Raw genomic sequence first — 20,242 nt, 5'->3', positions numbered from 1 at the left:
AGAATTTTATTGTGTTATGTAAAAAAATATAAACCTTAATATATGGGGTAAAACATGGGTTTTAATTTTAGAAAAAGTTTAAAGATCGCACCTGGTGTGCGTTTAAATATTACTAAAAAGGGTATTTCGAGTGTTTCACTTGGTGGAAAAGGCGCACGTGTAAATCTTGGGAAAAAGGGAACAAGAACAACCGTTGGTATACCAGGCACTGGGCTTTCATATAGCAGCTTTAGTCCCAAGCGAGCAAAAAAGGAAACTACGCGTAGTGAGTCTGTAAAATCTAGTATGCAAATGAATATGTCTCCAATACAGCAACAGGGGTCACCATTACCATTTATGCCAAAATTTGAGCGGAAAGTTTCGATTCTTTTAGGCATAGGTATTTTTATGATGCCTTATATCTTTGCTTGGTTTACTTTACGTGAGGGTCACTCCAGATCGGCAAGGTTTATCAGCTTTGGATGGCTTTTATTTTTAATATTTTTTAGTATGCAAAAAGATTAAATTATGTTTGAAATCCTTAAGAAAATATATTTCTTTAATAAACCAGAATTTAGAGAGTTACTAGTGTTAGATTTTATTTCAGAACCAAACAAGCATATTGAAGAATACTTAGATTATTATTGTGAAGATAAATTAAATGATTATGCAGTCTTGATCAACGGGAGTTGGGGGTCTGGAAAGACATGGTTTATCAGTAGAATAGAAAAAAAACTAAAAGCTAAACATAAAAATGTCATTTATATAAGTCTAAATGGCGTTGCAAAGAAAGAAGTAATTGATGATGAAATATTCAGATTTTTACATCCGTTTTGGACGGATAAAAAAGTTAAATTTCTTGGAAAGGTTGCTTCAGGATTGGTTAAAGCAACATTTAAATTTGACTTAAATAGTGATGGAAGTGATGATGAGAGAGTAAATCTTTCAATACCATCAGTTAATATAGATGATATTCTTAAAAAAGGAGAAAATTTGGTATTAATTTTTGATGATGTTGAAAGATGCCAAATACCAATATCAGAAGTACTTGGTTATATAAATTATTTTGTGGAACACTTAAATTCTAAAGTAATTTTAATTGGTAACGAAGATGAAATATCTAAAAAAGAAATAAATAAAAACTATTATAATGAAAAAGAAAAAATAATTGGAACAACATTCCTTTTTAATGGAGATATAAATAGTGCTTTTGATTCTATAATTGAAGAATTTTTAGATTCTAAATTTAAAGAAAAAATTTCACATTATAAAGAAAATATTATTGAAGTGTATAATTCTTCGAAATACAATAATATTAGAGTATTGAAGCAGTCTATTCATGAATTTAATAGACTTTTTCAGACGAAAACATTTCGAGATGATGATAAATTATTTCAAGAATTATTAAGACTGTTCTTAATTTTTTCAATTGAAAATAAAAAACATGGATTCAAAGATAGTATATTGAAATTTGAGGACAAGGATGATGAAAAAAAAATTTATGCAAAGTATAATTTAGATAGGTATTCAAAATATATTTTAGATATACCAATTTGGAGTGATATAATTATTAATAATGTTTTAGATAAGGATTTAATTAGTAATAATCTAGAAAGAAATTATTTTTCATATAAAAATGAAAAGCCTGAGTGGTATAAATTATGGCATTATTATGATTTAAATAATATAGAGTTTAATCAATTAATTAATTCTTCAATAAAAAAACTTGAAACAATGAAATATACAGAGTTTGGTGAGGTTTTTCATGTTGTTTGTGCTGTTATTTACTTCAATCAAAGTTTCATTACATCATTTGATTCAGATGAGGTGAAGATTAAAGGTTTAAAAAATATTGAAGTAATTTGTAGTACAATGAAAAGATCTGATTTAAATAACTATATAAAATTTCAGGACAAAACACATTGGGGGGGATATTCCTATTTAGGTTATGATTTAGAAGAAATTAAATCATTTATAAGAGAAGCTTTTGAAAAAATAAAAGAGTTTAAAAACTCTGGTATTCAAGAAGAAGCGGAAGAAATATTACAATTATTATATAAAAATAGTAGCCTTTTTCTACATAGAATTTGTTTAACTAATAGTGCAGACAACATCTACTTTAATGTACCAATATTAAAAGAAATTAAACCAGAAATCTTTTCAAAAGCTCTTTTAGACTTAGACTCGAATAATGTTAGAGTAGTTTTATCAGCGTTAGAGACACGTTATAACGTAGATAAGTATACTCTGAACGATATTCTTGTAGAGAAGGAATGGCTGAAAAGTGTTCTAGAAAATTTAAAATATATAGCAAATCAAAGAACTAGTATTGAAAAATATAGAATTGATAATATTCTTATCTCTCAAATAAATAGAATACTCACAGAATATCTAAATTAAAAGCACCTCACGGTGCTTTTTTACTTAACATTAATTTTTTTAATTGTTTAAAAAATTCTAATTGAATATTATTTAGCTTCTGAATAAGTAGTGCATCTTGAGTGTTAAAATTAGGAATACTGAATCCTGAGTTAATGACTAGAAGTTTCATATAGCTTTGCATAATTTCTTCCATTTCGCTAAAAATAATATCATCCTGAGCAATTTCAAAAAAAATTTCTAATTTTTGTTGGGAGTAGTAATACTTTGTAATTTTATTATTAGTAATATCAAAAAGTCGATATAAATCAGCACTGATATTGCTACTATTTTTATTTATTTCATCTACATTCTCTTTTAATGAAACTAAATTGATTTTTAAATCACAAAAGTTCTCCCATGTTTGATTTATAATTTCTTTGTCTAATTCATATCGAGCTTGATCTTTCCAATTATTGTATAAAAGTACAGCAGTACATGCAGCAGTAAATGTTGAAAAAGCGACAAATAAATTAGTTAGTGTAGATATTTGATTAGAATCTAAATTCACAAAATAAATAGCAAATATATAAATTAATATGAGAACGAAAATAATAGTAAAGCAAAGCCAACCTAGTTTATTAATCATTTTTAGCATCTCTATTACCATAATGATCTTCAATAACCAACCAACCTAAACCTTTCTTACCATTGTCCACAATATTTAGATGACTATTGCCTTGAGCGACAATTACATCTTTAGTGAGGAATTGTAGAGCTTTCCAAATAGAAGAACGGCTTAAAGTCTCAAGTGCCAATTCAATATCAACTTTAAGATCACTGAGTGATTGGGTGTAGTCTAAATCTAATGTGTTTAACAATTTCCCGTAGATAACACGCTTCTTCCCATTACTTAATGGAATAATTTTTATATCAGCTTGTGAATTAGCTGTATCAACTGTTGCTAAAAAACTATCCTCCAAACGAGCCACAATATCCGCATTCATAGAGCGGTTGTGTTCTTTTGCTGATTCAACGATCTTATCTTTAAGATCTTGAGTCATACGCATTTTGTATTCAACATCTGCTAGATTTTTACCCATATCTATTTCGCTTGCAAAAATTCGATTTATTAAATTAATAATAATATCCCTAGTAGGGATTGACAATAGGGTGTGATAAGAATAAATTGAAAAAATCCCTAGCAGGGATATAAAAACGCCCCGAAACTTTGGACGGCTACGGGGCGAGTTACCAATCATTTTCGAGAACAATTGATATGAACAGTCTAACATTTAATGCAACACAATTTCATCCAATTCAACGAAATGATGGTCAAATTTGGATTACATCGTCTGATCTTGCTCGTGCATTGGGTTATGCACGCGAAGATTCAGTTTCACGTATATATGATCGTAATTCTGATGAATTTGCTTCTGATATGACCTTGACCGTCAAATTGACGGTCAAGGGTTTTGGTAATGGTAACTCTGAAAAAGAAACTCGTATTTTTTCATTACGTGGTTGCCACTTAATCGCGATGTTTGCCCGAACCCCAATAGCCAAAGAATTCCGCAAATGGGTACTTGACGTACTAGAAAAAGAAGTCATGCAGCAGCAAATCGACACTCGAGTAAAAATTAACGCAGAACAGCAAGCTGAACTCAAAGAGATCGTAGATCGACGTGCCCAAGGTGAACGTAAACTTCATGCGGAAATATGGTCACGACATAACAAGCATTTCCGTATACCACGCTACAATGAACTTTTGGCAATACATTTCCAAGATGCTGTAGATTACCTAGAAACTTTAGAGATCAAGGCAAAAGGGCAGATTCATATAGATGACACTCAATCTATAGAAACACTGTGTATACATGCCAAACTATTTCAAGCATGGTGGAAAACACACAGTCCAACATTGGGTAAATTAAATCCAATCCTTGAGTCAATGTTACATAACAATATGTTTTATATGACGACTGCCATAAAAGATCTATGTAAAAAATATGATTTAAAACTGCCAGATTATGACTATGAACATATGTTTGAGCTGAATAAGTTACCGCATCAAAGGTACTTATTATTGAAGTAAAAATAGACCGCCTTAAGGCGGTTTTTTTATGATTTTATTTTAATAAAGCACTGTCATTTAAGCTAATGAAATCAATCTTTATAAAAAGCATTTTGTGAAAATATTGTGAAAATTTTGTGAATGACAAAATTAAGGAGCATTCTTAAAAAATAAAAACCGATGTTTATGCACTAAAAGTGCTATGATTTAAGCCATAAATATCAATTTTTGAATTTATTTAAATGTCTGATTTAACTATAGAAACCCATCCTTTAGAACCATTTTTACCTAAAAATGCCAAGCTTTTGATGTTAGGTAGTTTTCCACCACCCAAAACGCGTTGGAAAATGGATTTTTATTATCCGAACTATCAAAATGATATGTGGCGGATTTTTGGTTTAATTTTTTTTCAGGACAAAAACTACTTTTTAGATTTAGCCAATAAAAATTTCAAAGAACAAAAAATACGTGATTTTTTAAACGAAAATGGCATTGCAATTTTTGACACGGCGTATCAGGTCATCCGTTTACAAGGGAATGCTTCAGATAAATTTTTGCAGATCGAAACGCCAACCAATTTAAAATTATTGTTAGATCAGATGCCTGAATGTAGCAACATCATGACCACAGGTGATAAAGCCACAGATACTCTGATGTTGTCCATGCCTGAAGGTACTGACAAACCACAAATTGGTCAGGCGGTACACACGATTTTTGATCAACGACATCTCACTTTATATCGTATGCCGTCATCCTCTCGAGCTTATCCTTTGGCTTTAGATCTGAAAGCAGCAGCATACCGAAATTTATTTCAAGAAATCGGGCTGTTGTAATAGATGAAAACGTAGAGATTCAGATCTTCAACGCAGAACAAAAAAGGAAATGTCCTGACATTTCCTTTTTATTGACTGAATTGCTGATGTTTAGAAATTGACTAGATTTTTAATTGAAAAAATATCATCTAAAGATTGTTTACTCAGGAGTTTTTCATCTTCAATAATCGTAAAAATACTTTTACCTGTTTCATTGGCAGCTTTAGCAATGCGAGTGGTGGTTTCATAGCCCAAGTATGGATTCAGCGCGGTAATAATACCGATGGAATTATCCACGAAATTTTTACATTGCGATGCATTCGCCGTCACGCTATCAATACAATAATTTTTAAACATTTTGACGGTCTTTTCTAACAGATCAATAGATTCAAATAATTTGAGTGCAATTAACGGTTCCATCGCATTGAGTTGTAGTTGTCCTGACTCTGCCGCAAGGGTAATGGCTAAATCATTAGCAATAATTTGATAACATGCAATGTTCACGGCTTCAGGAATAACAGGATTCACTTTACCCGGCATAATTGAACTGCCCGGTTGACGAGGCTCCAAATTAATTTCGTTGATACCCGTGCGTGGTCCACTTGAAAGCAAACGTAAATCATTGGCAATTTTCGATAATTTGGTTGCTGTACGTTTGATTAAGCCTGACAGTAGAATAAAATCACCCATATCAGAACTTGCTTCGATTAAGTGTGGTGCCGTCATCATGGGGCGTTGGGTGATATTCGACAATGCTGCAAGTGCTTCTTTCTTATATTGTTCAGAAGCATTAATTCCTGTACCAATCGCAGTGCCGCCAAGATTTACATAGCAGAGGGTTTCAGATGAAATATCGATGATTTTATCAATGTCTTTCTTTAAAGTGACTGAAAAACCTGAAAATTCCTGTCCGAGTGTCATCGGTACAGCATCTTGTAATTGGGTACGCCCCATTTTAACCACATTTGCAAACTCAATTCCTTTTTGCGCTAGACTTTCTACTAAGGCATTGAAAGGTGGTGTTAATTTTTCCAAGCTTAACAACAACCCAAGTTTAATTGCGGTTGGATAGACGTCATTGGTCGACTGCGACATATTGACATCATTATTGGGATGCAAATATTGGTATTCACCTTTTGCATGCCCCATAAACTCTAAAGCAATATTTGCAATGACTTCATTGGCATTCATATTGGTCGAAGTCCCAGCACCCCCTTGTAACATGTCAATTTGAAATTGATCTTGGTATTTGTCTTGTATTAATTCATTGCATGCAAATTGAATTGCTTTTCGCTTATTTTCAGGGAGTAATTCGGTACGATGGTTGGCTTCTGCACATGCCGATTTTACCATGGCAAGTGCTTTGATAAATAAAGGAAAGTGATATAGTTTTGTTGCACTTAAATTAAAATTTTCGAGTGCTCTTAATGTTTGTACGCCATAATAGGCTTGCGCAGGAATTTCTTTTTGACCAAGTAAATCTGATTCTAAACGATGCTGAGACATGAAGATTGTCCAATGAAGATTTAATAAAAGCATAAAATTAAAAAATCAGCCTGACCAATGCAAAAAATGAAAAATGTATGCATTTTTTGCATACAATGAAGGTGTTTTAACCAAAGGAAAACGTAAAATGAGTTTAGATATTCGATGGATTGAAGATATTTTGGCACTGCATACAATGAAGTCGATTTCTAAAGCGGCAGAAATTCGTTTTGTCACGCAGTCGGCATTTACACGAAGAATCCAGCAAATTGAAATGGATTTAGGGCAAGAAATTCTGATAAGAAACGGCAAAAATATTGAATTTAATGAAGTTGGACAAGTGCTTTTATCCACGGCGAAAAATATCAAAGATCAACTCGATCTGACTTTAGGCTTGCTGAATAAACTCAATACACAAGATAAAATTATTAAATTTTCGGTATCTCATTCATTAATGTCGAATTATTTCTCACAAGTTGTGAAATTTTTACCCGAAAAATTAAAGGATTTTCATCTTGAAATCATTACCAATAACGTAGGTGAAGGATTAAAAAATTTAAAGGAGGGAGGTTGTCATTTTTTAATTTGTTATGCAGATGCCACCTTATTAAATGCTTTGGATGACAGTTTGATTAGTCATTGCAAATTAGGGGAAATGGATATTATTCCTGTATGTACGGTAGAACAAACTTATGATTTTGAGAAAGATAAGCACATCCCATTGTTGATGTATGGCGCTAAAGCTTATTTAAGGAAATATGTAGATCAGATTGTTCATGCCTTGGATTATAAAATTTTATATGAAACTGATAATGCATTAGATTTAAAAGAATTGGTTCTACAGGGCTTAGGAGTGGCTTGGCTGCCTAAAAATGTGGTGAATAATGAAATTAAGCAAAATAAATTAAAAATAGTGGGTAATGCATCTTATTATTCAAGACAAGAAATTCACATTTTAAAAAGTAAAATCAATGCCAATCCCAACTTGCAATTGGTGTGGGAGAGTTTGACGCAACATTAAACAGATCAGTGGAAAAAGTGCATCTGTTATAGGAAATTAGCCGAAATCTGTCTATAGATGAAAGACTATAGGCTTTTTATACTATAACAGTGCAAAATGAATACATTGGAATTATGTATGTTTAAAACAAAAATACTTCAGCAAATCAGCGAAGTTTTTGCAGGTGAAATCTGCTTTAAAACGATTTTAGACCAACAAGATTTCACTCAAGATCGTCTTGAGGCTCAATTATTGCATGCGGCTCAACTTAGAAATCAACAACCTTCTCATTTTAATGCAATTATTCAAAGTGCGATTCATCCTTTCAGTCATGATATTGCCTATTTATTTGCACCTTTTATTTTGTCAAATTTAAATCTAAAAACGCTTTATACCACCCCGAAAACCCCAACGGTATTGACGGTTTTTAATTCATATTTCAATACCAGTGAGATGCAACTGGCACAGCATACTGAAATTTTAAAAGATTTAAATTTTTCCATTCAATTGAGTGATGTAGCGCAAAATGAGGCTGAATTTTTATATCAATATTTACTCGCTGCGTTATGTAATGAAAAAATCAATCATATTTTTATCATTTCAGATGTTCAGCCCAATTTAACTCAATTAAAAACTTTAGAAATACAACTGGGAGTTAGAATTTTTACACTGGCTAAAGTCACTAAAAAATTAGACATTGCAGTGTTAGATATGCGTAAATTATTATTTAAAAACAAAGATACGCAGTATATGCAACTGTGTGCAGATTTTGCAGAAATCAATGCTCAAATTTTAGTTCCTTTGATGACGTTAACGCAGCATCAGGCACAACATTTGATTGATGATATGTTTTATTCAGAGCATATTTTTGAAAAATTATCTGTCTATAGCGAATATATGAGCACCTGTATTTTTAATGCCCAGCAATTGGCTCGGGCACCATAATGGACAGACAAGGAAGAACGATAGAATGTCTTTTTTTGATCGTTCTATCACTTTTCAACTCGCTTTGTTGGTTTTGCCTGCTCAGTAATCGATCTGATAGGGGGAAGCATAAATTTTATAAAATTTAAGCAAAATGATACGGAATTACAGACAAACATTATCAACTGCTTAAAATCCCTTTATAATAGTGCCCATTCTTTTTGAGTGATGGAAATTGAAATATTTCAATTTCATTCATTCGCTCATTTTTCTATTTTTAGTCAATTGCTAAAATTCGACTGATTTAAATATTTTGCAATTTATGTGCTTGTAAATACACATAAAAGCTTTAGGTGCTCACATGGAAATCAAAGTCAATTATCTCGACAATCTTCGACAAGAGGCGAAGTTTGATGACTTCACGGTGATTGCCGATCAGCCGATTCGCTACAAAGGCGATGGCTCTGCACCAGGACCGTTTGATTATTTCCTTGCATCTTCGGCTTTATGTGCAGCGTATTTTGTAAAAGTGTATTGTGCAGCACGTGACATTCCCACTGATAATATTCGCTTGTCGCAAAATAATATTGTTGATCCTGAAAATCGTTATAAGCAAATTTTTAAAATTCAGGTGGAATTGCCTGCCGATATTTCAGACAAAGACCGTCAGGGTATTTTACGTTCCATTGACCGTTGTACCGTCAAAAAAGTGATTCAGACGGGTCCAGAGTTTGTCATTGAAGAAGTGGAAAGCATTGATGCAGATGCTCAAGCTTTGCTCATGCCAGACCTCGCCAAAGAAAGTACCACCTTTATTGCGGGTAAAGACTTACCTTTAGAAGAAACCATTGCCAATATGTCAGCAATTTTGGCAGGTTTAGGTATGAAAATTGAGATTTCTTCATGGCGTAATATTGTCCCAAATGTATGGTCTTTGCATATCCGTGATGCACAATCGCCGATGTGTTTTACCAATGGTAAAGGCTCCACCAAAGAAAGTGCCTTGGCATCAGCTTTAGGCGAGTTTATTGAGCGTTTAAACTGTAATTTCTTCTATAACGATCAGTTTTGGGGAGAAGACATTGCCAATGCTGCATTTGTACATTATCCAGATGAAAAGTGGTTCCAACCGGGGCCAAATGGTGAATTACCGACTGAAATCTTAGATGACTATACCCGTGAAATTTATGACCCTGAAAATGAGTTATTAGGTACACATTTATATGACACTAACTCAGGCAATAAAGCCCGTGGTATTTGTTCATTGCCCTTTGTACGTCAGTCAGATGGTGAAACAGTCTACTTCCCATCGAATTTGATTGAAAATTTGTATCTTTCTAATGGTATGAGTGCAGGCAATACTTTGGCTGAAGCACAAGTACAATGTTTGTCTGAGATTTTTGAACGTGCCGTGAAACGTGACATTATTGCAGGTGAAATCGCATTACCTGATGTTCCTGAAGACGTTTTAGCGAAATATCCGCGTATTGTTGAAGGCATTAAGGGTTTAGAAGAGCAAGGTTTCCCTGTTTTAGTCAAAGATGCTTCACTTGGTGGAAAATATCCTGTGATGTGTGTCACTTTGATGAATCCACGTACTGGTGGTGTTTTTGCTTCGTTTGGTGCACATCCAAAACTTGAAGTTGCATTGGAACGTAGCTTAACAGAGTTGCTACAAGGACGTAGTTTCGAGGGTTTAAATGACTTACCAAAACCGACTTTTAGTCGCAATGCAGTGACTGAACCTAATAATTTTGTTGAACATTTTATTGATTCAAGCGGTGTGGTGTCTTGGAAATTCTTTAGTGCACAGTCAGATTATGAGTTTGTGGAATGGGATTTTACCGGCAAAGGTGATAATGAAGCCGAGGCTGCAATCTTGTTCAAAATTTTAGAAGATATGGGTAAAGATGCCTATATGGCGGTATATCAGCACCTTGGTGCAACAGCTTGTCGTATACTGGTGCCTGATTATTCTGAAATTTATTTGGTTGAAGATTTAATTTGGGACAACACCAACAAAGCCTTAGACTTCCGTGAAGATATTTTAAATATTCACCGTTTAGATGAAGAACAGCTTGAAGCTTTGGTGGAACGTTTAGAAGAAGTTGAAGTTGATGACTACACCGATATTGTCACCTTGATCGGGATTGAGTTTGATGACAATACCGTGTGGGGACAATTGACCGTTTTAGAACTTAAACTTCTAATTTATATTGCATTGCAAGAATTTGAAGCAGCTAAAGATTTGGTGGAACAATTCTTACAATACAATACCAATACGGTAGAGCGTGGTTTGTTCTATCAATGTATGAATGTGGTCTTAGAAGTTGAACTTGATGATGAGCTTGATCTCAATGATTACGAGCACAATTTCCGCCGTATGTTTGGGGATGAACGGATGGATGCAGTGATTGGTTCAATGGATGGCAGTATTCGTTTTTACGGATTAACTGAAACCAATATGCAACTTGAAGGTTTAGATCGTCATTTGCGTTTAATTGAAAGTTATAAAAAACTACACGCAGCACGTGCAAAATTTGTTGCCGCTTCTTAAAAATTAGTAGCGATTTATCTGTAAATAAAACGTCCTATGGGGCGTTTTATTTTTGTAATTTGAGCATCAAATGTTTCGCTTAAATCGGAAATCGTTCAGTCGTCATGATATGACTCATCATTTTAAAAATAAAACTGCTTGAGGCTAAATCCTGTTCAATACAATATTGCTCAACCCAATCATAATAATCTTCAGGTAAATCAGAAGAAACGCCTCGTTCCCAATAATTATTTGCATAAAAAAAGAAACATTATCCAATGATATTCATAATCATGGGAAATCATTGCAGCTCCTAACGCTCCACGAATAGGCTGTTGGCAAACACTTGATTCAGCGACGATTTTGTGCTTCTTGTAGGTTTTTTTGCGCATATTTCGCAATGGTTGCTTCTACAATTCTGACCTATGTATAAAAGTTGAAAATGATTTTTTCATTTGGATCATCTTCACCATTAAAAACCAAGTTATCTTTAATTTCTTGCTGCACTATTTTCCTTATCTTTGTTTTAATTAAATATTTTAAGTATAGAGAATTTTATTCCTGTTTTGAATGGATTAGACATTATCATGAAAAATAGCTAAGTGTACGGTCATAAAAATGTGGAAAATAATTATGGAAAAAATTGAGTGAATTTATTTGAGTTTGGATGTTATGAGTAACCGAATCACATTCTCTATTGACTCAGTTACTCATATATGTGAACTTAAAACTTATATTGATAGTTAATAAAGAAACGATTTTCCATAAAGTCATTGCCATGATCTTGATCATATTTAGCAAATAGATGCTGTATAGAAAGACCTTTTAACTTGGGGGTTTGAAAGTTGTAACTTGTAAATAAGTTAAATTCAGATTCTTCATTTTTCTGCCCATTGGCCATTTTGATATCGCGTCCTGAGGCGTATTTCGCAGTACTTATTAACCCTGGAATATAGTCTTTAAAGTCATAACTATAAATAAAATGCCAGGATTTTTCATTTTTCTTGAAAAAACCTGTAACATTCCAGTTAATAAAATACAGTTCGGGCAAAAAACCATCAGGTAACGGATAGGCATCACCAATAATTTGTTGATAACCCACGCTAACACTATGATTATTTAACTTAACTGTTTCTAATAGCCCAATATTCTGACTGTCAATATTCAAAGCACTGTTATTGTCCTGTGAATTAAAATAGCGCAATTTAGAATGTAGTGCGATATTTTTCGCAATCGGATACTGATATTCGATACCTAAATAATGTTTGTCATACAAATTATCCAAATGCCCATAGTAGTAATTCACATTCAAATCTCTATTTGCATCATAAACTAAGTTGATATAATCCAAACCATCTGAATAGTGTTTTACACCATTCTGCGTATAAGAAAATTTATAAAAATCTTCTTGGTTGCGTGGTGAGTTTTTCGTAACACGCCCAAGCTCAACTTTTAATTTATCCATTACGGGAAATTTTAAATTTGCACCCAAATAAGAAGTTAAAAGTTGGCGACTTGTGTCGACTGTAGTCATGGGAAGATTGAGCCATAGCTCACCCACTCGTAGTTCTGCCTGATCATATTTAAGCTTTAGCGTTCCGCCATATTTCAAATAATCATCTGCTTGTTCTTTTTTGATAGGATCAAAAGGCAATACGGTATCATCAACATGTTTGTCACTGCTGAGGCGTACAGCATATTGCACTGAACCATCAACCCCGATTTGAATAGGCTGATCTAAAATTTGTAACGGTGTATCATGAAATTTTGAATTGTAAAATAATGAGATACCTTGTGACCAACTGCCTGTGTCTTTGATATTTCCCTGATCAAAATTGCGGTCAATATAGGCATTTTTCAAGGTGATTTTCCATTCATCTTCGGCATGCAATTGCTGCATCAAGGCACAAGTGTTGATGAGGATGAGTGCTGAAAAAAGTGTTGAGAATGAGCGTTTTGTTAACATAAGACATCCTTGACTTAAGTTTATTTCCAAATAAAAGGAGATTGTTTTTGAATATCTTCAGCATCAGGCTCTAAAGCTATTCCCGAGCGGTCTTTGAAAATACAAATGGCAAGGAAGGCGATCACCGACATCACTGTTAAATAGGCACTGACCAAATAAATTCCATTTACTTTACCAATCAATGCGGCTGCAATGAGTGGTGCAAATGCGCCACCGATGATTGAACCAATGGCATAAGTAATCGAAATCCCTGAGAAACGGATGGAAGCAGGGAATAGCTCTGAGTAGAAAACCGCTTGTACACCATAAGTCATCCCAATTCCCATGGATAACAATGTCAAGCCCAGCATGATCAAACCGTAACTGCCTGTGCTGATCAGAGGAAATAAGGTAAGAGCAGTAATGACTTGAATGACTGAACCGATGATATAAATCGGTTTTCGTCCAAATTTGTCCGAAAGTACCGCAGATAACCACGTGAAAAATGTCCAGATCACGGCTGAAATACTCACCAAACCTAAAATGGTTGGGCGGTCTAAGTTTAAACCTTTGGGATTGGTGGTGAAGCTTTGAATAAAACCACCCGCCGTCATATAGCCCAATGCAGTCGTGCCTGCAATCAGTAAAGCTGAGCTGAAAATGACTTTTTTGTATTGAGCAAATAATTCACGGATCGGTTTTTGGGTAGTGCCTTTTTGCTTTAATTCCTCAAAAATAGGGCTTTCTTCAACTGAACGACGAATCCAATACCCCAAAGCAAACAGAAAAATGCTGAGTAAAAAGGGGATGCGCCAGCCCCAAGCCATAAACTCTTCACCCGGTGAGACATAGCCTGTCATTACTACAAGCACCAATGATGCAAGCAATAAACCCAATGGCACACCAAGCTGTGGAAATGCACTAAATAGTCCTCGTTTTTCAGTTGGTGCATGTTCAACCGCCATTAATACCGCACCTCCCCATTCACCACCTGCGGAAATGCCTTGTAAGATCCGCAGTAAAATTAACATGATCGGGGCAGCGATACCGATGTGATCATAAGTGGGTAATAAGCCTATCAAGGTAGTGGTACCGCCCATCATAATCAAAGTAATGGCAAGTACCGTTTTACGCCCAAATTTATCGCCAAAATAACCTGCGATAAATGCGCCAAAAGGACGAAAAATAAAACTAATTCCCACCGAAGCAAACACTAAAAGTGTGGCAAATATGGGACCTGCGGGTTTAAAGAACAGTTGATTAAAGACTAAGCCTGCGACTGCGGCATAAATAAAATAGTCATACCATTCGATGGTAGTGCCAACAATGGTCGCCATCGCAATTTTTCGGGTACGTGACGCATGGGGCTGTGCAAGCGTCGGGTTGTGCAGTTCTACGTGAGAATGTTCCATAGCATTTCCTTTTTTTGTACTGTGCGAGTGGTTTCAATCTATTTTTTAGTTTTTTGATTGAACCCAAGTCCTTATCGCCATGATTCGTCATGAATCAAGTGATTTAATTATGCTGAATATTTTTAAAAAAGATACACTATAAATAATATTTATTTTAAATAGTATCTTTTATTTGAATTTAAGAACTTTGTTTTATAGATATTTTTTAATAAATAAAACAATATATATAGATACTTATTGATTTTCATTAAATGAAAATTTTCATTTATTAAAAAATTATGATTTAAAAATAAATATAAATATTTAAATATGTATCATATATTTTTATTTTAACCACAAAAAATCCCCAGATAAAAGAACTTTATCTGGGAGAAAAATGAGAGTGTATTTTATATACATCACATGAAATGTATGCTGAAAGTCAAATCATGGTGATGTTGTTAAGCATAAGGCGTTAGATCCTGATTCCTTTGTCTATGACTATTCAGTAATATAAATAATCACGTCATTATGCAGCATCTTCAGCAATTTCTGCATGTATTAAAGTGGTTCCTGTGGCTTGAATGACCGCTTCAAGGCTGATGTCAGGGGCAAGTTCAACGATATGTACAGTATTTTCAATAATATCGAATACACCATAATTACTGATGATGCGACTGACCACACCTTGTCCTGTTAAGGGGAGTGTGCATTGCTCCAATATTTTGGCTTCGCCATGTTTATTGCAATGCTGCATCATCACTACAATTTTCTTAGCACCTGCGACCAAGTCCATGGCACCACCCATACCTTTGACTTTTTGCCCCGGAATCATCCAATTGGCAATATCACCATTTTTGGAAACCTGCATTGCGCCCAAAATCGCGACATCGACATGACCGCCACGGATCATGGCAAATGAGTCTGAACTTGAAAAAAATGATGCACCTGATTTGGTGGTGACGGTTTGTTTACCTGCATTGATCAAATCGGCATCCACTTCATGTTCTAGTGGAAATTCACCAATGCCCAATAAACCATTTTCTGATTGCAGCCAAATATGTAATTCAGGGTCAATATAATTTGCCACCAATGTGGGTAAACCGATGCCTAAATTGACATAATCACCATCGTTTAACTCTTGTGCAGCACGTTGTGCCATCTGTTCTTGTGTCCAAGCCATGAGCGTCTCCCTTATGCCGCACTTTTAACGGTTCGAATTTCAATATGTTTGGCTGGATTCGGATTGACGACAATACGATCCACATAAATACCGGGCAGGTGAATGTCATCCGGATCTAATTCACCAATTTCAACAAGTTCTTCCACTTCTACAATGGTGAGTTTGGCGGCCATAGCACAGTCGGGGTTAATATTGCGGGCTGTTTTGCGGAAGACCAAATTGCCTGCTTTGTCGGCTTTATAGGCTTTAACTAAGGCGAGGTCAGCATTTAAAGCCTCTTCAAGTAGGTAGTTTTGTCCTTTAAAATTACGCACTTCTTTGCTGTCTTGCACCGCCGTTCCCACGCCTGTTTTGGTATAAAAAGCGGGGATTCCTGCACCTGCAGCACGAAGTTTTTCAGCCAGCGTCCCTTGTGGAGTGAGTTCAACTTCAAGCTCGCCCGCTAAGTATTGGCGTTCAAATTCTTTATTGCCACCAATATAGGACGAAATCATTTTTTTAACCTGACGTGATTCAAGCAATAAACTTAAGCCGATACCATCAATGCCAGCATTATTACTGATACAAGTTAGTTGTTGGGCATTGGAGTCACGTAAGGTTTGAATAAGCAACTCAGGAATGCCACATAAACCAAAACCACCGACAGCAATCAGCATATTGTCCTGAACAATATCAAACAGTGCTGCCTGACTATTTGGGTAAACTTTATTCATTTTAAAATCCTTGTGTGATGCTCCAAAATCCATATTTGGAAGGGTATATTTTTATCCATATGACTCTGAATTCAATATTTTAAAATCTCCCCACTTGCACAGCGGAACACGCCTCCTTTTTAAAAGCTGAGGAACATGTTCGGCAAGAGGGGGATTAAAAACATGAAATCACATAACTTTAGTCACGATTAACGAGTGTTAAAATATCGTAAGTTGCGACCAATTCATTGCGTTGGTTTTTGACTTTAATATCCCAGACCACCACACCATGCGGTTTTTGTTCAGGATCACGCAAGGGTTTAGGGGTTTTTTGCTTACAGGTCAGTTCGACTTGAATGGTGTCACCAATTTTTACAGGTTCAACAAAGCGTAAATTGTCCATACCATAATTGGCAATGACAGGTCCCGGAGCTGCATCGACAAATAAACCTGCTGCTGCCGAAACGATAAAGTAGCCATGTGCAACCCGATCACCAAAGAGTGAGTCTGCTGCTGCAATTTTATCCATATGGGCGTAGAAATGATCACCACTTAAGCAGGCAAAATTGACAATATCTGCTTCAGTCACCGTACGGCGAGCCGTCAACAGGCGTTCACCCACACGCAACTCATCAAATGATTTTTTAAATGGATGTACACGATCTTCAAATACTTCTGAGCCAATGGTCCAACTGTGCCCAATTTGAGTCATTGCATTCGGTGAGCCTTGAATTGCAGTACGTTGCATATAATGTTTCACTGCACGTAAACCGCCCAATTCTTCGCCGCCGCCTGCACGACCCGGACCGCCGTGTACAAGGAGTGGAAGTGGTGAGCCATGACCTGTACTTTCTTTGGCATTTTCAGCATCAAGTACATGTACACGACCATGCCAAGGTGCGATTTTCGCAATGATGTGTTCAACATTTTCATCCGTATTGCGAACAACTGAAGCTACCAGGCTGCCTTCACCTTTAGCCACCAATTGCGCCAATTCTGTCAGGTCACTATAAGGCATTAAGGTGACCACAGGGCCAAATGCTTCAACTTGGTGAATGGCTTGAGCGGTATTGGGTGATTTGCAGACCAAAACCGTTGGTGGATAAAACGCACCTTTTTCAGGGTGTTCCGCAACAATATTAAAGTCTTGGCGTAAATGGCTACCAAAAACAATGTCAGCGTCTTGGCTTAATTGTTCAACCTTTTTAGCCACATCATGTTTTTGTTGAATACTTGCTAATGCACCCATCGTCACATTTTCAAGTTCAGGGTTTCCGACCACGACTTTTTGTAGTTTGGCAATCAGGCGACTTTGTACGGTATCCAATAAATTTTCAGGCACAAAGGCACGGCGAATTGCGGTACATTTTTGACCAGCTTTGGTGGTCATTTCACGGAAAACTTCACGTACAAACAGGTCAATGGTTTCATCATTAGCATGTTGCGTCAAAATTGCACTATTGACTGAATCTGCTTCCATGCTGAATGGAATTGAATATTGATTTAAATGTGGATGCGCACGTAATTTTTGCCCTGTAGCGGCTGAGCCTGTAAAAGTGACGGTATCTTGTGCATTTAAATGTTCAAACAAATCATAAGTCTGACCACAAATGAGTTGTAAAGCACCCTCAGGTAGGAAACCACTTGCCAAAATATCAGCAACCACTGCATGGGTCATTTCTGCACCTTCGGTGGCAGGTTTAACAATACATGGAACACCTGCCAAAAGGGTCGGTGCAATTTTTTCCAGCATGCCCCAAATTGGGAAATTAAAGGCATCAATATGTACTGCAACACCTGCTTTGGGGGTCAGAATATGCTTTGCACCAAAGCTGCCATGCTTAGACAATGGAATCCATGCATCTTCAACCCATGCGGTTTCATCGCTCAGTTCACGACGGACTAAACTTGAGTAGGCAAATAGGGTGCCAATGCCGCCTTCTATATCAATCCAAGCGTCTTTGCGGGTACAGCCTGTTGCTTTGGCAAGCTCATAATAATTTTCTTTGCGTTCAAGTAGATACTGTGCAACTTGCTTTAAGGCATGGGCACGTTCATGAAACGTCATCTGAGCAATTGCAGAACCTTTGCTTTTTGCAAATTCGACAATGGCTTTGTTGTCAATGCCTTGGCTACTGACTTGATAAATTGCATCACCTGTAATGGCATGATGAACCATACGGAAATCTTGCTGTGCAATAAAGCTTTGACCACAGACCAAAGAACTTAATTTTTTCAGCTGAGATGTTGGTGTAGAAACAGTGTCATCTGTCGTGTGCTCGGTTGGATTTGATCCTGCATCTAGCTCAAGCATGGCTAACTCCTTTTATGATACGTGTTACATAATTTTTTAATTTTGATGATTCATAATTTGTTCTTTTATTTTTAAATTGTCAAATATTTTTCCAAAAAAATGCTGTAACAGCAAATAATTAAAAATAAATAATGTTAAAATACAATATCTTAAGTTATTTTAATTAAAAATTAAATATGATACAAATAAAATAGTATTGATTTTTTACACGTATCGTTTTAACTTAAGATGCATAAGCACTTGGGATAAGTGAGGACACAATGAAAAATTATCAGCAAGATTTTGATCAAGCCATGGAAAAGGATATTTCAATTGAACCTAAAGATTGGATGCCTGATGCTTACCGTAAAACTTTAATTCGCCAAATTGGACAACATGCACATTCAGAAGTGATTGGTATGTTGCCTGAAGAGAATTGGATTACCCGTGCACCAAGTTTAAAACGTAAAGCGGTATTGTTGGCTAAAGTGCAAGATGAGGCAGGACATGCACTGTACTTATATAGTGCGGCAGAAACCTTGGGTGCAGATCGTGACGACATGATGGATAAACTCATCGCAGGTCGTATGAAATATTCGTCTATTTTTAACTATCCAACTTTAACTTGGGCTGATGTTGCCGCAATAGGCTGGTTGGTCGATGGTGCAGCAATTGTCAATCAGGTGGCGTTATGTCGTACTTCTTATGGTCCTTATGCCCGTGCCATGGTACGTGTTTGTAAAGAAGAAAGTTTCCATCAACGTCAAGGTTTTGAAGCGATGATGCAACTTGCAAATGGCACACCTGAACAAAAACAGATGGCGCAAGACGCAGTTAATCGTTTTTGGTGGCCTGCGCAAATGATGTTTGGTCCAAGTGATGATAATTCACCAAACAGTGCACAAAGCATGCAATGGAAAATTAAATTATTTAGCAACGATGCCTTACGTCAAAAATTCGTAGATAACACTGTGCCACAAGTACACATGTTGGGTTTGACTGTGCCTGATCCTGACTTACGTTTTAATGAAGAAACAGGACATTACGAGTCAGGAGCAATCAATTGGGCTGAATTCAATGACATCCTTGCAGGCAAAGGTCCATGTAACCACGAGCGTATTGAGGCACGTCGTAAAGCGTGGGAAGGCGGTAAATGGGTGCGTGATTCAGCTGCGGTATATGCACAAAAACAGCATGTAGAAGAAGCTGCAAAAGTCGCTTAATTCACAGCATATTAGATTAGTTCATTATCGTTTTAAATTTCAGGAAGGATTCTCTCATGAACAATAAAAACAACTGGTCATTATTTGAAGTCTTTGTACGAAGTAAACAAGGTTTAAGTCATCGTCATGTGGGCAGCTTACGTGCCCCTGATGCGGAAATTGCTTTGCAAAATGCCCGTGATGTATATACCCGTCGTAATGAAGGGATCAGCATTTGGGTGGTGAAATCTGAACTGATTACCTGTTCACAACCTGAGGAAAAAGAAGAATTTTTCGATCCTGCTTTGGATAAGGTTTATCGTCATCCGACCTTTTACCATATCCCTGATGGCATTGAGCATATGTAA

The 20,242-nt window shown here is 35.9% G+C and carries 16 protein-coding genes and 1 pseudogene; 9 read left to right on the top strand and 8 right to left on the bottom strand.

Translation table 11 applies throughout. The annotated features are described in order from the left end of the window. Positions 1-54: 54 nt before the first annotated feature. Positions 55-232, top strand: a pseudogene (locus G0028_RS21210) (DUF4236 domain-containing protein); the annotation flags it as partial. 275 nt (positions 233-507) lie between these two features. Beyond that, entirely contained in the window at positions 508-2,379 is a 1,872-nt protein-coding gene (locus G0028_RS09805; RefSeq protein ID WP_180045205.1) for a P-loop NTPase fold protein, read from the top strand. A 7-nt stretch (positions 2,380-2,386) separates the two neighbouring features. On the opposite strand, the gene G0028_RS09800 is transcribed toward G0028_RS09805, so the two are convergent. Beyond that, positions 2,387-2,986, bottom strand: a complete 600-nt coding sequence (locus G0028_RS09800) for a hypothetical protein (protein ID WP_165353052.1) — start codon at positions 2,984-2,986, stop codon at positions 2,387-2,389. Continuing rightward, positions 2,979-3,440, bottom strand: a complete 462-nt coding sequence (locus G0028_RS21355) for an Arc family DNA-binding protein (RefSeq protein ID WP_130073553.1) — start codon at positions 3,438-3,440, stop codon at positions 2,979-2,981. Before G0028_RS21355 ends, G0028_RS09800 begins: the two co-directional genes overlap by 8 nt. A 176-nt stretch (positions 3,441-3,616) precedes the next feature. Between G0028_RS21355 and G0028_RS21070 the strand changes: the two genes are divergently transcribed. Both G0028_RS21070 and G0028_RS09785 read left to right on the top strand, forming a co-directional pair. Then, positions 3,617-4,432, top strand: coding sequence for a Bro-N domain-containing protein (locus G0028_RS21070; RefSeq protein WP_227554710.1), 816 nt, complete (start codon positions 3,617-3,619; stop codon positions 4,430-4,432). Between the two features lie 221 nt (positions 4,433-4,653). Beyond that, on the top strand, positions 4,654-5,244 hold the full coding sequence (locus tag G0028_RS09785) for a uracil-DNA glycosylase family protein (RefSeq protein WP_180045204.1): 591 nt from the start codon (positions 4,654-4,656) through the stop codon (positions 5,242-5,244). A 90-nt stretch (positions 5,245-5,334) separates the two neighbouring features. On the opposite strand, the gene G0028_RS09780 is transcribed toward G0028_RS09785, so the two are convergent. Continuing rightward, on the bottom strand, positions 5,335-6,729 hold the full coding sequence (locus G0028_RS09780) for an aspartate ammonia-lyase (protein ID WP_180045203.1): 1,395 nt from the start codon (positions 6,727-6,729) through the stop codon (positions 5,335-5,337). A gap of 127 nt (positions 6,730-6,856) precedes the next feature. Between G0028_RS09780 and G0028_RS09775 the strand changes: the two genes are divergently transcribed. From G0028_RS09775 to G0028_RS09765, 3 genes are all read left to right on the top strand, one after another. Further along, positions 6,857-7,729 carry a LysR substrate-binding domain-containing protein gene (locus G0028_RS09775; protein WP_180045202.1) on the top strand — a complete coding sequence of 291 codons (873 nt, stop codon included), beginning with the start codon at positions 6,857-6,859 and terminating at the stop codon, positions 7,727-7,729. Between the two features lie 117 nt (positions 7,730-7,846). Continuing rightward, complete coding sequence (locus G0028_RS09770; protein WP_180045201.1) at positions 7,847-8,653, top strand: hypothetical protein; 807 nt, start codon at positions 7,847-7,849, stop codon at positions 8,651-8,653. A gap of 340 nt (positions 8,654-8,993) precedes the next feature. Next, complete coding sequence (locus G0028_RS09765; protein ID WP_180045200.1) at positions 8,994-11,189, top strand: OsmC domain/YcaO domain-containing protein; 2,196 nt, start codon at positions 8,994-8,996, stop codon at positions 11,187-11,189. Positions 11,190-11,892: 703 nt separating this feature from the next. Here G0028_RS09765 and G0028_RS09760 read toward each other — a convergent pair. The 5 genes from G0028_RS09760 to paaZ form a co-directional block, all read right to left on the bottom strand. Further along, positions 11,893-13,134, bottom strand: a complete 1,242-nt coding sequence (locus G0028_RS09760; RefSeq protein WP_180045199.1) for an OprD family outer membrane porin — start codon at positions 13,132-13,134, stop codon at positions 11,893-11,895. A gap of 20 nt (positions 13,135-13,154) precedes the next feature. Further along, entirely contained in the window at positions 13,155-14,525 is a 1,371-nt protein-coding gene (locus G0028_RS09755; protein WP_174492628.1) for an MFS transporter, read from the bottom strand. A gap of 508 nt (positions 14,526-15,033) precedes the next feature. After that, positions 15,034-15,687, bottom strand: coding sequence for a 3-oxoacid CoA-transferase subunit B (locus G0028_RS09750; RefSeq protein ID WP_130073562.1), 654 nt, complete (start codon positions 15,685-15,687; stop codon positions 15,034-15,036). Positions 15,688-15,698: 11 nt separating this feature from the next. After that, complete coding sequence (locus tag G0028_RS09745; RefSeq protein ID WP_180045198.1) at positions 15,699-16,400, bottom strand: CoA transferase subunit A; 702 nt, start codon at positions 16,398-16,400, stop codon at positions 15,699-15,701. Between the two features lie 178 nt (positions 16,401-16,578). Next, entirely contained in the window at positions 16,579-18,693 is a 2,115-nt protein-coding gene (gene paaZ / locus G0028_RS09740; protein WP_180045197.1) for a phenylacetic acid degradation bifunctional protein PaaZ, read from the bottom strand. Between the two features lie 260 nt (positions 18,694-18,953). Between paaZ and paaA the strand changes: the two genes are divergently transcribed. Together paaA and paaB are read left to right on the top strand one after the other, a co-directional pair. Next, positions 18,954-19,895: a 1,2-phenylacetyl-CoA epoxidase subunit PaaA gene (paaA, locus tag G0028_RS09735; protein ID WP_180045196.1), complete on the top strand. Its 942-nt coding sequence runs from the start codon at positions 18,954-18,956 to the stop codon at positions 19,893-19,895. 56 nt (positions 19,896-19,951) lie between these two features. Continuing rightward, positions 19,952-20,242, top strand: a complete 291-nt coding sequence (gene paaB, locus G0028_RS09730) for a 1,2-phenylacetyl-CoA epoxidase subunit PaaB (protein WP_068975398.1) — start codon at positions 19,952-19,954, stop codon at positions 20,240-20,242.

Origin of the sequence: Acinetobacter piscicola, assembly GCF_015218165.1 — a bacterium.
GTDB classification, from domain to species: Bacteria; Pseudomonadota; Gammaproteobacteria; order Pseudomonadales; family Moraxellaceae; genus Acinetobacter; species Acinetobacter piscicola_A.
The sequence above is the reverse complement of the archived record's forward strand: the minus strand, read 5'-3'. Positions and strand labels throughout refer to the sequence as shown.

What these genes read in the sequence shown, in the direction of transcription:
- G0028_RS09805 (WP_180045205.1), top strand. Translation starts at nt 508, where the DNA reads ATGTTTGAAATCCTTAAGAAAATATATTTCTTTAATAAACCAGAATTT.
- G0028_RS09800 (WP_165353052.1), bottom strand. Translation starts at nt 2,986, where the DNA reads ATGATTAATAAACTAGGTTGGCTTTGCTTTACTATTATTTTCGTTCTC.
- G0028_RS21355 (WP_130073553.1), bottom strand. Translation starts at nt 3,440, where the DNA reads ATGGGTAAAAATCTAGCAGATGTTGAATACAAAATGCGTATGACTCAA.
- G0028_RS21070 (WP_227554710.1), top strand. Translation starts at nt 3,617, where the DNA reads ATGAACAGTCTAACATTTAATGCAACACAATTTCATCCAATTCAACGA.
- G0028_RS09785 (WP_180045204.1), top strand. Translation starts at nt 4,654, where the DNA reads ATGTCTGATTTAACTATAGAAACCCATCCTTTAGAACCATTTTTACCT.
- G0028_RS09780 (WP_180045203.1), bottom strand. Translation starts at nt 6,729, where the DNA reads ATGTCTCAGCATCGTTTAGAATCAGATTTACTTGGTCAAAAAGAAATT.
- G0028_RS09775 (WP_180045202.1), top strand. Translation starts at nt 6,857, where the DNA reads ATGAGTTTAGATATTCGATGGATTGAAGATATTTTGGCACTGCATACA.
- G0028_RS09770 (WP_180045201.1), top strand. Translation starts at nt 7,847, where the DNA reads ATGTTTAAAACAAAAATACTTCAGCAAATCAGCGAAGTTTTTGCAGGT.
- G0028_RS09765 (WP_180045200.1), top strand. Translation starts at nt 8,994, where the DNA reads ATGGAAATCAAAGTCAATTATCTCGACAATCTTCGACAAGAGGCGAAG.
- G0028_RS09760 (WP_180045199.1), bottom strand. Translation starts at nt 13,134, where the DNA reads ATGTTAACAAAACGCTCATTCTCAACACTTTTTTCAGCACTCATCCTC.
- G0028_RS09755 (WP_174492628.1), bottom strand. Translation starts at nt 14,525, where the DNA reads ATGGAACATTCTCACGTAGAACTGCACAACCCGACGCTTGCACAGCCC.
- G0028_RS09750 (WP_130073562.1), bottom strand. Translation starts at nt 15,687, where the DNA reads ATGGCTTGGACACAAGAACAGATGGCACAACGTGCTGCACAAGAGTTA.
- G0028_RS09745 (WP_180045198.1), bottom strand. Translation starts at nt 16,400, where the DNA reads ATGAATAAAGTTTACCCAAATAGTCAGGCAGCACTGTTTGATATTGTT.
- paaZ (WP_180045197.1), bottom strand. Translation starts at nt 18,693, where the DNA reads ATGCTTGAGCTAGATGCAGGATCAAATCCAACCGAGCACACGACAGAT.
- paaA (WP_180045196.1), top strand. Translation starts at nt 18,954, where the DNA reads ATGAAAAATTATCAGCAAGATTTTGATCAAGCCATGGAAAAGGATATT.
- paaB (WP_068975398.1), top strand. Translation starts at nt 19,952, where the DNA reads ATGAACAATAAAAACAACTGGTCATTATTTGAAGTCTTTGTACGAAGT.